This is a genomic window from Ottowia beijingensis (assembly GCF_013423955.1).
GTDB lineage: Bacteria > Pseudomonadota > Gammaproteobacteria > Burkholderiales > Burkholderiaceae_C > Ottowia > Ottowia beijingensis.
The window spans coordinates 1,926,278-1,938,153 of record NZ_JACCKX010000001.1 but is presented as its reverse complement, the minus strand read 5'-3'; the positions used below and the strand labels follow the sequence as shown (position 1 = coordinate 1,938,153).

Annotated in this window: 8 protein-coding genes and 3 pseudogenes; 5 read left to right on the top strand and 6 right to left on the bottom strand. The window is 71.0% G+C overall.

Annotated elements, in window-relative coordinates; translation table 11 throughout:
• The first annotated feature begins 108 nt into the window (after window positions 1-108).
• Complete coding sequence (locus tag H0I39_RS09755) at window positions 109-576, top strand: protein-L-isoaspartate O-methyltransferase family protein (protein ID WP_307776892.1); 468 nt, start codon at window positions 109-111, stop codon at window positions 574-576.
• Between the two features lie 472 nt (window positions 577-1,048).
• Here the strand turns inward: H0I39_RS09755 and H0I39_RS09750 are convergent, their stop codons facing one another.
• The 3 genes from H0I39_RS09750 to H0I39_RS09740 all read right to left on the bottom strand — a co-directional run bounded on the left by H0I39_RS09750 (window position 1,049) and on the right by H0I39_RS09740 (window position 3,839).
• Window positions 1,049-2,140 (bottom strand): 3-deoxy-7-phosphoheptulonate synthase, encoded by a 1,092-nt coding sequence (locus H0I39_RS09750; protein WP_180550358.1) that lies wholly within the window; start codon window positions 2,138-2,140, stop codon window positions 1,049-1,051.
• Window positions 2,141-2,194: 54 nt separating this feature from the next.
• On the bottom strand, window positions 2,195-2,440 hold the full coding sequence (locus tag H0I39_RS09745; RefSeq protein WP_180550357.1) for an ATP-binding protein: 246 nt from the start codon (window positions 2,438-2,440) through the stop codon (window positions 2,195-2,197).
• Between the two features lie 145 nt (window positions 2,441-2,585).
• Window positions 2,586-3,839 (bottom strand): M14 family metallopeptidase, encoded by a 1,254-nt coding sequence (locus H0I39_RS09740; protein ID WP_180550356.1) that lies wholly within the window; start codon window positions 3,837-3,839, stop codon window positions 2,586-2,588.
• Window positions 3,840-3,895: 56 nt separating this feature from the next.
• Here H0I39_RS09740 and H0I39_RS09735 point away from each other — a divergent pair.
• Window positions 3,896-4,102, top strand: a pseudogene (locus H0I39_RS09735) (acylphosphatase); the annotation flags it as partial.
• Window positions 4,103-4,328: 226 nt separating this feature from the next.
• Here H0I39_RS09735 and H0I39_RS09730 read toward each other — a convergent pair.
• Window positions 4,329-4,916 carry an NnrU family protein gene (locus tag H0I39_RS09730; protein WP_180550355.1) on the bottom strand — a complete coding sequence of 196 codons (588 nt, stop codon included), beginning with the start codon at window positions 4,914-4,916 and terminating at the stop codon, window positions 4,329-4,331.
• 150 nt (window positions 4,917-5,066) lie between these two features.
• Between H0I39_RS09730 and rocF the strand changes: the two are divergent.
• Both rocF and H0I39_RS09720 read left to right on the top strand, forming a co-directional pair.
• Window positions 5,067-6,010 (top strand): annotated as a pseudogene (rocF, locus tag H0I39_RS09725) (arginase).
• Between the two features lie 523 nt (window positions 6,011-6,533).
• Window positions 6,534-6,683 carry a hypothetical protein gene (locus tag H0I39_RS09720; RefSeq protein ID WP_180550354.1) on the top strand — a complete coding sequence of 50 codons (150 nt, stop codon included), beginning with the start codon at window positions 6,534-6,536 and terminating at the stop codon, window positions 6,681-6,683.
• Between the two features lie 86 nt (window positions 6,684-6,769).
• Here H0I39_RS09720 and H0I39_RS09715 read toward each other — a convergent pair whose 3' ends face one another.
• Together H0I39_RS09715 and H0I39_RS09710 are read right to left on the bottom strand one after the other, a co-directional pair.
• On the bottom strand, window positions 6,770-7,336 hold the full coding sequence (locus H0I39_RS09715) for a P-loop NTPase family protein (RefSeq protein WP_180550353.1): 567 nt from the start codon (window positions 7,334-7,336) through the stop codon (window positions 6,770-6,772).
• A 51-nt stretch (window positions 7,337-7,387) separates the two neighbouring features.
• A complete protein-coding gene (locus H0I39_RS09710; RefSeq protein WP_180550352.1) occupies window positions 7,388-7,864 on the bottom strand; it encodes an Lrp/AsnC ligand binding domain-containing protein in 477 nt (158 codons plus the stop codon).
• A gap of 173 nt (window positions 7,865-8,037) precedes the next feature.
• Between H0I39_RS09710 and putA the strand changes: the two are divergent.
• Window positions 8,038-11,873: pseudogene (gene putA, locus H0I39_RS22035) on the top strand (bifunctional proline dehydrogenase/L-glutamate gamma-semialdehyde dehydrogenase PutA).
• Window positions 11,874-11,876: the final 3 nt, after the last annotated feature.

Genomic DNA, 11,876 nt, shown 5'->3' with positions numbered 1-11,876 from the left:
CATGACAACACCTGACACCCTGGATGCGGTGGCGGCCGCCTTCGCCGCCCACCCGCGCACCGGCTTCCTGCCGCCCGAAGTGCGCGATCAGGCCGGCTACGACGGCCCCTGCCCATCGGCCACGGCCAGACCAATTCGCAACCCCGCACCGTCGCCAACATGCTGCGCCTGCTCGATGTGGCGCCGGGCATGCGCGTGCTCGACGTCGGCAGCGGCTCGGGCTGGAGCACCGCGCTGCTGGCCCACCTGGTGGGCGCCACCGGCGAAGTGCGCGGCGTCGAACTGGTGCCCGAGCTGGCACGCTGGGGCGCCGCCAACCTGGCCGCCACCCAGCAGCCCTGGGCCAGCATCGTGGCCGCCACGCCCGGCGTGCTGGGCTTGCCGGCGCACGGCCCGTTCGATCGCATCCTGGTCTCGGCCGAGCCCGACACGCTGCCGCAGACGCTGGTCGACCAATTGAAGGACGGCGGCGCCATGGTGATTCCGGTCGCCGGCGAGATGCTGCGCGTGGTGCGCCGCGGTGACAAGACCGAGATCACGCGCCACGGCGGCTACCGCTTCGTGCCGTTGAAATAAGAGGCACCCCCTGAGTCGCCTGCGGCGCCTTCCCCTCTGCTGCGCGAGGGGGATAACGCCAGCGGGCGGGCCAAGCCCTTGCGCGGCGTTCACTGGCGTGGCCTGCTCTGCGGCCATTGGAAAGGGGCGGAAAGCGCGGGGTGAGTGGTCGCGGCGGGCGCCCCGATACGCCTTCTTGTAGGAGCGGGCTTGCCCGCGATGACGGCGCCTCGCCCTTCCAACCGCCCTAGCGCGGGCAGGCCCGCTCCCACAAAGCTGCTGGGGCCATATACTCACTGTCACGCAAGCCGCCAGCGCCCGTCCATCAAGCGCCGACAATGCATACTCCCTTGCCTGCGCTCCGGTCTTGTCCACTGCGGGGCCAGCGGCTACCGTTTCGAGCCCTTGAGGTGGGCCAGCCGGCCGGGGCAGATACTCCCTGCCATGCAAGCCGCCAGCGCCCGTCCATCAAGTGCTGGCGATGCATACTCCACTATTTGCGCGCCACCCGCCGCGCCCGCACCGCCGCCGCCAGCCCGTCCAGCACCGGCACCGTCTGCTCGAAGCTGATGCACGCGTCCGTCACCGACACGCCGGGCTTCAGCGCTTGGCCGGGCACGATGTCCTGCCGCCCTTCGTGCAGGTGGCTTTCGATCATCACGCCCATGATGCGCGCGTCGCCCGCCGCCACCTGCGCGGCCACGTCTTCGGCCACCACGATCTGGCGCGCGTGCTGCTTGCTCGAATTGGCGTGCGACAGATCGATCATCACCTGCGCGCGCAGGCCGGCGTCCTTCAGCAACGCGCAGGCCGCGTCCACATCCGCGGCGGAATAGTTGGGCGCCTTGCCGCCGCGCAGGATGACGTGGCAGTCGTCGTTGCCGCGCGTCTCGAACACGGCGGCCTGGCCCATCTTGGTCAGGCCCAGAAAGGCGTGCGGAGACTGCGCGGCCAGGATGGCGTCGGCCGCCATCTTCACGCTGCCGCCGGTGCCGTTCTTGAAGCCCACCGGGCAACTCAGCCCGCTGGCCAGCTGGCGGTGGCTCTGGCTCTCCGTCGTGCGGGCACCAATCGCGCCCCAGCTCACCAGGTCGCTGATGAACTGCGGGCTCAGCAGGTCGAGAAACTCGGTGCCCACAGGCAGGCCCAGCGCCAGCACCTCCAGCAGCAGGCGCCGCGCCATCTGCAGCCCTTCGTTGATGGCGTAGCTGCCGTCCATGTGCGGGTCGTTGATGTAGCCCTTCCAGCCCACGGTGGTGCGCGGCTTCTCGAAGTACACGCGCATCACCACCAGCAGGTCGTCCTGCAGCCGCGCGGTCTCGGCGTGCAGGCGGCGCGCGTACTCCAGCGCCTGGTTGTGGTCGTGGATCGAGCAGGGCCCCACCACCACCACCAGCCGGTCGTCGGCGCCGTGCAGCACGCGCGAAATGGCGGCGCGGCTGGTTTCGACCAGGTCTTGCGCCGCCTCGGGCGCGGGCAGCCATTCCTGCAGCAGCGCGGGCGTCAGCAGCGGGCGCACGGCGCGGATGCGCGTGCCGTCGATGCGGGTGGTGTCGTGGGTGGAGGAGGATGCAACGGAGGCCATGCGCCGATTATCGCCTTTGTGCCGCTGGCGCCGTGGGGCAAGCGCAGGCAGCTATCAAATTGATATTTTCGAGGATGCAGTCGGCGCTTTGACTCGAAGCATCGTGATCGCCCCGAACGGGCAGCGCACGGCGCACAGCGCGCAGCCGGTGCAGCCCGCCGCGTCATGCAGTGCACTGGTCTTGCGCCCGCCCTCGGCCCGCAGCCACAGCACGCGCGGCGCACACACCGCCACGCACCAGCCGCAGCCGGTGCAGCGCGTGGGGTTGATCAGCGGCACGGCGCGGGCAGGCGCTTTCATGATGCCTCATTCCGTTTCCACCTCAAGACGTTAACCATCGTCATCCCGGCGAAAGCCGGGATCCATGCGCTCGGCGCGCGCGTCGTCTGGATTCCGGCTTTCGCCGGAATGACGAGATTCATGTCGTTTCGATCTCGAAATGGAATCAGGGCTGCACCGTGGCGTACTGCGCCATCGCCCGCGCCAGCAGCGCGCGGCTGTCGGCAATGACCTTGGTGCGCCAGGCGGGCGACGACGGGTTGAACATCTCGCGGTAGTCGCGCTGGATGCGGGCCTGGTCGTCGGCGCTGGCGTAGCCCCATTGCGCGCCCTGGTTCTCCAGCACGGTGATGTGCAGCGACTTGATGGCGCCCAGCGTGGTCTGGCTGTCCAGCGTGCCGTATTCGAAGCCGGCCGGCAGGTGCAGCCCGCCTTCGCGCAGCGAGCCCATCCACGAGGTCACGTCGCCGGTGATGGTGTAGAAATCCTTGCCGCTGCCCCAGTCGATGGGGTGGCCCTGGAACACCGTCTCCAGCCCCTGGCGCACGCGCGGCTCGTCGGGCGGGTTCAGGAACACGTGCAGGTGCCCGCGCGCGCCGTAGCCGGTGTGCAGGTCGATGCTCATCGACACCGGGTAGGCGTTCATGATGGCGCGCAGGCGCGGCGCCAGCGCCTCGAACTGCGGCGCCAGCGCGCTGCCGCCGTAGTAGATGCCCTTGGGAAACGCGTACTGCCCCTGCAGCACCGCCTGCCGCAGCGGCCCCATGCCGTGCTGGCCGATCATGCCCACCGCGCGCAGCAGGAACAGCCGGTGCTGCACCGCGCCCAGGTCGGCCGGCTGCGTGGGGTTGATGAGGCTGTCGACCAGCGGATAACCGGCGTTGTCGGTCAGGTACAGCGCGTTGGTCTGCGCGGCGTTGCGGTTCATGTCCACGTTCTGCTCGGTGAAGCGGCGCTGCCGCGCGAAACCGTAGGGGTTGATGGCGTGCAGCAGCAGCACGCCGGTGTCGGCCAGCGCGGCCTCGCCCATGAACTCCTGCATGAACAGCCGCGTGACGGCGCTGCCCGCCGGGCCTTCCACGCCGTGCACGCCCGAGGACATGATGATCAGGCGCTTGGGGCTTTGCTGCGCCGGCACGTACAGGCCGTCGACGAACAGGCCGCTGGCCTGCGCGCTGGCCACCGGAATGGCGAAGCGCTCGACCCGCTGAAAGCGCGCGGCCAGCGCATCGCCCTCGGCCAGGAAGGCCTGGCGCGCGCCGGCGTAGTCGTCGATGAACAGCGCCTGCGCAGCCGCGTCGGGCGCGATGGCCGGATCGGCCGGCGCGTAATTGGCAAAGCGCCACAGCGCCACGGCCACGCCCAGCGCAGCCACCACGATCAGCGCCAGCAAGCCGCGCCACAACCAGCGAAGCATCATATCCTGTTCCTCCTTCGTTAAACCCGGCCACTATAGGCGGCCCGTATCATGGGCCGATGATGATCGCCGAGCTGACCCGCCACCTGCTCATCGAAGGCCGCGTGCAGGGCGTGTACTACCGCGCCAGCATGGTCGAGCAGGCCACGCGGCTGGGCGTGCGCGGCTGGGTGCGCAACCTGCGCGACGGGCCGGTGGAGGCCGTGGTGCAAGGCCCGGCCGACGCGGTGCAGGCCGTGATCGACTGGGCGCAGCGCGGGCCGGCGCAGGCGCGTGTCACGCGCGTGGCCGTGGCCGATATGGCGACGGCGGAGTTCGAGGCGTTCGAGGGCTTCGTGCAGCGCGGCACGGCGAGCGTGGGCCGGCGGCGGGCGTGCGCAACGCGCTTGGTGGGAGCGGGCTTGCTGCCGGTATACTCCCAATATACTGCCCGGCAGCGCCCGCCAGATAGGCATTGGAGTCCTATACTCCCATGTGGATGGGGCCAGGGCCTTATAGCGTGCGCCCGAACGGCGCAATGCCGATCCACGCGGCGTGGGCCCAGAACGCGAACGCCGCCCAGGCCACCACGCCCACCACCAGCGTCACCAGCGTGCCACCCATCGCGCCGGCGGCGCCGGTGGTGCCCAGCGCGCGATCACGCCTGCGCGCCGCGCGGTAGCACAGGATGGCCCACAGCAGGAAGGCGCCGAACAGCACCAGATCCGCCAGCTTGGCCGTGGCCAGCAGGTGGCCGAAAGCCCACAGCTTCACGCCCAGCACCATCGGGTGGCGCAGCTTCGCCTTGAAGTGGTTGCGCGGCACGTAGGCGGCCACGATCAGGGTGAAGGCCGCCAGCGTGAACAGCGAGTTCAGGTGCTTCATCATCACCGGCGGCTGCCACAGCACCACCGGCTGCTGGCGCGCCAGCCCGTAACCCCACACGATGAGCACGAAGCCGACCAGCGACACCAGCGAATACGCGCCCTTCCACGGCTTCTCGCCCAGGTGCGCCAGCGTGGCCGTGCGCCAGTCGTCGGCAAAGATGCGCACCGAATGCATGCCCAGGAAGATCAGCAACCCAAGAATCAGAACCAGCATGTGTTGTGGTCGCCCTGCCGGCGGTGCCGGACGCGGGGCGTGTGAAGTGAAGGATGCGGGCCATTATGGGTGCACGGGTGCCGTTGCTGCCGGCCGTGCGAAGATGGCCGCATCGCCCGCGCACCCCGCCACTGTCCTGCACTGACCGCCATGGCCACACCCGCCACCGTCTGCCTCATCGGCGCCCCCACCGACGTCGGCGGCGGCGCGCGCGGCGCCAGCATGGGGCCCGGGCGCTGCGCGTGGCCGGTCTGGTGGAGGCGCTGCGCGGCCAGGGCGTCGACGTGCTGGATGCCGGCAACCTGAGCGGCCCGCCCAACCCCTGCCTGCCGCCGGTGAACGGCTTTCGCCATCTGCCCGAGGTGGCCGCATGGAACCGCGCCGTGCACGACGCCGTGTTCGACGCCCTGCAGGCGGGCCAGCTGCCGGTGCTGCTGGGTGGCGACCACAGCCTGGCCATCGGCTCCATCAGCGCCGTGGCGCGGCATTGCCAGGCCAGCGGCCGGCCGCTGCGCGTGCTGTGGTTCGACGCGCACGCCGACTTCAACACCGTCGCGCTCACGCCCAGCGGCAACATCCACGGCATGCCGGTGGCCAGCCTGTGCGGCGACGGCCCGCCCGAGCTGGTGGGCATCGGCGGCTTCACGCCGCAGCGGCCGGCGCTGCGTGCGAGCGAGCTGCGCCAGATCGGCATCCGCAGCGTGGATGCCGGCGAGAAGCGCCTGGTGCACGCCGCCGGCATCGAGGTGTTCGACATGCGTTTCATCGACGAGCACGGCATGCGTGCCGCGATGGAGCGCGCGCTGGCCGGCGTGGATGAACATACGCACCTGCACGTGAGCCTGGACGTGGACTTCCTCGACCCCGAGATCGCCCCCGGCGTGGCCACCACCGTGCGCGGCGGCCCAACCTACCGCGAGGCGCAGCTGTGCATGGAGATGATCGCCGACACGGGCCTCTTGGCCTCGCTCGACATCGTCGAGATCAACCCCGCCTACGACACCCACAACCGCACCGCCGAGCTGGCCGTCGATCTGGTGGAAAGCCTGTTCGGCAAGAGCACGCTGATGCGCGCGCGGCGCGGCGACGCCTGAACATCCGGAGCATCCGAATGCACCTGTTCTATCCCCGCTACCACGCGCAAAGTTTCTACCGCAACACCTTCCTGGTCGACAAGCCGCAGCAGATCGCGCGCGCCGAAAAATCAGACCGCGAGTGGAACAACCTGGCGGAATCGGGCTGCCACTTCACCTGCCTGGCCATGATCGCCGGCGTGGACCCGGCCACACTGGCCGACGCCGCCATCCAGACCGGCTACTACGCGCCCGACAAGGACCTGCCGGCACGCGCGCTCGATGGCAAGCGCGGGCCGCTGGTGTGGGACCAGAACGTGCCGTCGAAGAAGGGCAGGTCCTGGGTCTTCCGCCAGGTCTGGCACCCCGACCGGCGCGCGCTGGTCGACATCGAATTCAGCTGCCAGCGCTGGGACGACCATCTGCCCCTGAAGACCGCCACCCGCCTGGCGCACGCGGCCGTCCTGGAAGGGCGCCACGTGGTCAGCGGCTCGTTCGAGCACAGCGTGCTGATCGCCGGGCTGTCGGCCGACGGCCCGCTGGTGTGGGACCCGGACATGGCGCGCGGCAGCGCGCGGCGCGGCGCCGGCTGCAGGCCATGGTCGCCGGCGGCCTGCCGCTGCGCGCCTGGGCCGAGCGCGAGAAGGTGCGCAAGTTCACCGTCGTCGAGTACGAGTTGCGGCTGCGCCAGTGATGGTGGTTCGGCGCGGACGCTGCCCGGTCGAAGCGTTTGTGGCTCAAATTGCCCCGAAGCGCCCTTGTATCAAGCGCATAAAGCTATCATTGTGATAGCTTTCGAATGCGCCGCAGCCATGCCCGCGCTTCGGCCGGACGCCGGAATTCAAGCCACTGCAGCTGCGGATAGGCATTGCCATCGCGCAACCTGGTGTAGGCGCGGCGGTTCTTCTCGAAGGTGTCCCACGACCAGCGCAGGATGCTGCCCCGCGTGAACAGCGTGCGCCGCAGCGATTCGCGGTTGCCGGCCCACAGCGGCTGGCGCAGCAGCACGCGGCGCAACGTGCGGCGCAGCACGCGCGCCATGACGGTGGCGCGGCCGTAGTCCAGCCACACCACGTGCGTGGCGTGTGGCCACAGCAGGTCGCGCGCGCTGCCGTGGTTGCCGTCGATCACCCAGGCCGGCGCGGCGGCGGCCTGGCGCACGCCGGCCTCGAAGTCGGCGCGCGGCCGCGGCGTCCAGTCGGGGCCCCAGTACAGCGCGTCCAGTTCCACGTGCGGCACGCCGAGCGCGGCGGCCAACTGGCCCGCCAGGCGCGATTTGCCGGCGCCGCTGGTGCCGACCACCAGGATGCGCGGATTGCTTCTGGTTTGATAGCTGTCTGCGCTCATCGGCTGGGAGCTACAGAGCGATTTGGCATGTAATCCAGGCGGCGCCGCCGCTTACCCCAGCGGCAGCGCGCTGCCGCTCTTCACCTCTTCCATCACCGCATAGGTGCGCGTTTCGCGCACGCCCGGCAGCTGCCACAGCACCTGGCCGGCAAAGGCGCGGTAGGCGGCCATGTCGGCCATGCGGGTCTTCAGCAGGTAGTCGAAGCCGCCGGCGACCATGTGGCATTCCATGATCTCGTCGTGCACCTGCACGGCGGCCTTGAACTGGTCGAACACGTTGGGTGTGGTGCGGTCGAGCAGCACCTCGACGAACACCACCATGCCGCGGCCGAGCTTGCCGGGGTCCAGTTCGGCGTGGTAGCCGCGGATGAAGCCCTCGCGCGTGAGGCGCTGGACGCGCGCCAGCACGGCGGTGGGCGAGAGCGACACGGTGTCGGCCAGCTTCAGGTTGCTGATGCGGCCGTCGCGCTGCAGGGCGCCCAGGATGCGCAGGTCGATGCGGTCGAGGTCGGGGTGGGTGGTGGGCATGGCTGAATATTTTGCTGCCAAAGTTGCCCATGTTGGTGATTTATTCGGTGGAGAGCATCGAACAATGGCGGCATGTTCTCCCCTGTGGGAGCGGCCTCGGCCGCGATCAGCGCCTCGTGCGATGACGGGCTGCCATCGCGGCCAAGGCCGCTCCCACACCCCTGGATGCCGCCATGACCGCCACCGACCCCTTCGCCGCCCTGCACGCCGAGATCGCGCCGCAACAGCCGCTGCGCGCCGCCATCACCGCCGCCACGCGCGTGCCTGAAGCCGAAGCGCTGGCCCCGCTGCTGGGCGCCGCGCGCCTGCCGCCCGAGCAGGCCGCCGCCACGCACGCGCTGGCGCACCGGCTGGCCAGCACGCTGCGCGCGCGCCGGCGCGAGGGTGGGCGCGCCGGCATCGTGCAGGGGCTGCTGCAGGAGTTCGCGCTGTCGTCGCAGGAAGGGGTGGCGCTGATGTGCCTGGCCGAGGCGCTGCTGCGCATTCCCGATGCGGCCACGCGCGACGCGCTGATCCGCGACAAGGTGGCGCGCGGCGATTGGCAGGCGCACCTGGGCCAAAGTCCGTCGCTGTTCGTCAACGCCGCCGCGTGGGGGCTGCTGATCACCGGCCGGCTGGTGGCCACGCACAGCGAGGCCACGCTGGGACAGTCGCTCACGCGCCTCATCGGCAAGGGCGGCGAGCCGCTGATCCGCACCGGCGTGGACCGCGCGATGCGCCTGATGGGCGAGCAGTTCGTGACCGGCGAGACCATCGACGAAGCCCTGCGCAACGCCCGCCCGCGCGAGGCCGAGGGCTTCCGCTTTTCGTACGACATGCTGGGCGAGGCGGCGCTGACGGCCGCCGACGCAGCGCGCTACCTGGCGGCCTACGAGCAGGCCATCGACGCCATTGGCCGCGCGGCCGGCGGGCGCGGGCTGATCGACGGGCCCGGCATCTCGATCAAGCTGTCGGCGCTGCACCCGCGCTACAGCCGTGCGCAGAAAGGCCGCGTGCTGGCCGAGCTGTACCCGCGCCTGCGGCAGCTTGCCGAGCGCGCGCGCGGGCACGGCATCGGCCTGAACATCGACGCCGAGGAGGCCGAGCGGCTGGAGCTGTCGCTGGACCTGCTGGAGCGGCTGTGCCACGAGCCTGCGTTGGCCGGCTGGCACGGCATCGGCTTCGTCATTCAGGCGTACCAGAAGCGCTGCCCGGCGGTGATCGACTGGCTGGTCGACCTGGCGCGCCGCAGCGGCCACCGGCTGATGGTGCGGCTGGTGAAGGGCGCCTATTGGGACAGCGAGATCAAGCGCGCGCAGGTGGATGGGCAGAGCGACTACCCCGTCTACACCCGCAAGGCGCACAGCGACGTGAGCTACTTGGCCTGTGCACGCCAGTTGCTGGCGGCGCCGGATGCGGTGTACCCGCAGTTCGCCACCCACAACGCGCACAGCGTGGCCGCCATCGTGCAGATGGCCGGGACGGCCGACTGGCGGCCGGGGCAATACGAGTTCCAGTGCCTGCACGGCATGGGCGAGCCGCTGTACGAGCAGATCGTGCGTGGCGCGCTCGGTGTGCAGCGCCCGTGCCGCATCTACGCCCCGGTGGGCACGCACGAGACGCTGCTGGCCTACCTGGTGCGGCGGCTGCTGGAGAACGGGGCGAATACGTCGTTCGTCAACCGTATCGCGGACAACGCGGTGCCGCTTGAAGCGCTCATCGAAGACCCGGTGGCGCTGGTCGAGCGCGAGCAGCCCGTCGGCGCGCCGCATCCGCGCATCCCGCTGCCGGGCGCGCTGTACGGCGCGGCGCGGCGCAATTCGGCGGGGATGGATCTGGCGGATGAGCAGACGCTGGTGGCGCTATCGAAATCATTGCTGTCTGCGCCCGTCCAGCAAGCGCTGACGCCCGATTCGATGCCGAATCCACTCCCTCTCCCGCTGGCGGGAGAGGGCCGGGGTGAGGGCTCTTCCCCTCCCCGCTGGGGAGGGCTGGGGTGGGGGCCAACCGCTTCACGTCCTGCCACCGCCGGCCCCTCACCCCAACCCTCTCCCCAATTGGGCGAGGGAGCATCCCCATCCGCAACCCCGCCGACCGGCGCGACATCGTCGGCCACGTGCGCCCCGCCACCGTCGCGGATGTCGAGCACGCGCTGACGATTGCCGAAGCCGCCGCCCCCGCCTGGGCCGCCACGCCGCCGTCCGCGCGCGCCGCCGCGCTCGAACACGCGGCCGATGCGCTGCAGGCCGACATGCCGCGCCTCATGGGCCTGCTGGTGCGCGAAGCCGGCAAGACCTGGGCCAATGCCGTGTCGGAGGTGCGCGAGGCCATCGACTTCCTACGCTACTACGCCGCCCAGGCGCGCACGCAGTTCGACAACGCCACACACGTGCCGCTGGGCCCCGTGGCGTGCATCAGTCCGTGGAACTTCCCGCTCGCCATCTTCACCGGCCAGGTCGCTGCCGCGCTGGCCGCCGGCAACGTGGTGCTGGCCAAGCCGGCCGAGCAGACGCCGCTGATTGCCGCCGAGTCCGTGCGCCACCTGCACGCCGCCGGCGTGCCGCACGGTGCGCTGCAGCTGCTGCCGGGCGATGGCGCGACCGTGGGCGCGTCGCTGGTGGCCGATGCGCGCACGCGCGGCGTGCTGTTCACCGGCTCCACCGAGGTCGCGCGCAACATCCAGGCCGCGCTGGCTGCGCGCCTGAGCCCCGACGGCCAGCCGGTGCCGCTGATCGCCGAGACCGGCGGGCAGAACGCGCTCATCGTCGATTCGTCCGCGCTGGCCGAGCAGGTGGTGCAGGACGTGATGGCGTCCGCCTTCGACTCGGCCGGGCAGCGCTGCTCGGCATTGCGCGTGCTGTGCCTGCAGGCCGACGTCGCCGACCGCATCGTCGCCATGCTGAAAGGCGCCATGGACGAGGCGACCATCGGCCACCCGGCGGCGCTGTCCCCGACATCGGCCCGGTGATCGACGCCGCCGCGCAGGCCGGCATCCAGCGCCACATCGACGCCCTGCGCGCCAGCGGCAGGCCGTGCACCAGGCCACGCGCGGTCTGCGCGAGGCGCAGGTGCACGGCACCTTCATCGCCCCGACGCTGATCGAGATCGACCGGCTGGATCAGCTGGAGCGCGAAGTCTTTGGCCCGGTGCTGCATGTGCTGCGCTATCGCCGCGCCGGGCTGGATGCGCTGATCGACCAGATCAACTCCGCCGGCTACGGCCTGACCGGGGCGTGCACACGCGCATCGACGAGACCATTGCGCGCGTCACGCGGCGCCTCCAGGTGGGCAACCTGTACGTCAACCGCAACATGGTGGGTGCGGTAGTGGGTGTGCAGCCCTTCGGGGGCGATGGCTTGTCGGGCACGGGCCCGAAGGCGGGCGGGCCGCTGTACCTGCTGCGACTGCTGTCCGCACGGCCGGCCGCCGCGGCGCGGCAGGCTGTCCGTGCGGCAGGCGACGCGGACCGGGAGCCGACGGGGTCTTCGCCCGCCTTCGACGCGCTGCTGGGTTGGGCACGGACCCAGCGCGACGACGCGCTGATCGCTGCCTGCCAGCGCTTTGCCGAACTCAACCCGGGTGGGCCGGCACGCGTGCTGCACGGCCCGACCGGCGAACGCAACCTCTACACCCTGGCGCCCTGCGCCCGCGTGCTGTGTCTGGCCGCGAACGGCGCCGATCGCCTGCTGCAGACCGCTGCCGTGCTGGCCGTCGGTGGCCAGGCGGTGTGGCCGGCCAGTGCGCAGGCCGATTGGGCGCGGCTGCCGGTGGAGGTGCTGGCGCAGGTCGCCGTGGCGGCCGACTGGCGCAGCGACACGGCCGCAGTCGACGCCGTGCTGCTGCATGGCGATGAGGCGCGGACGCGTGAAATCGCGCAGCTGCTGGCGGGGCGTGCCGGCCCCATCGTCAGGCTGGCGGCGCTGCCACCCGGCCAGGCCGACGTGCCGCTGGAGCGCCTGGTGGTCGAGCGCGCCCTGAGCATCAACACGGCCGCCGCTGGTGGCAACGCGAGCCTGATGACGCTGGGTTGAGGT

Excerpts from the sequence above, each read along its gene's own strand:
- H0I39_RS09750 (WP_180550358.1), bottom strand. The coding sequence starts at position 2,140 with ATGGCCTCCGTTGCATCCTCCTCCACCCACGACACCACCCGCATCGAC.
- H0I39_RS09745 (WP_180550357.1), bottom strand. The coding sequence starts at position 2,440 with ATGAAAGCGCCTGCCCGCGCCGTGCCGCTGATCAACCCCACGCGCTGC.
- H0I39_RS09740 (WP_180550356.1), bottom strand. The coding sequence starts at position 3,839 with ATGATGCTTCGCTGGTTGTGGCGCGGCTTGCTGGCGCTGATCGTGGTG.
- H0I39_RS09730 (WP_180550355.1), bottom strand. The coding sequence starts at position 4,916 with ATGCTGGTTCTGATTCTTGGGTTGCTGATCTTCCTGGGCATGCATTCG.
- H0I39_RS09715 (WP_180550353.1), bottom strand. The coding sequence starts at position 7,336 with ATGAGCGCAGACAGCTATCAAACCAGAAGCAATCCGCGCATCCTGGTG.
- H0I39_RS09710 (WP_180550352.1), bottom strand. The coding sequence starts at position 7,864 with ATGCCCACCACCCACCCCGACCTCGACCGCATCGACCTGCGCATCCTG.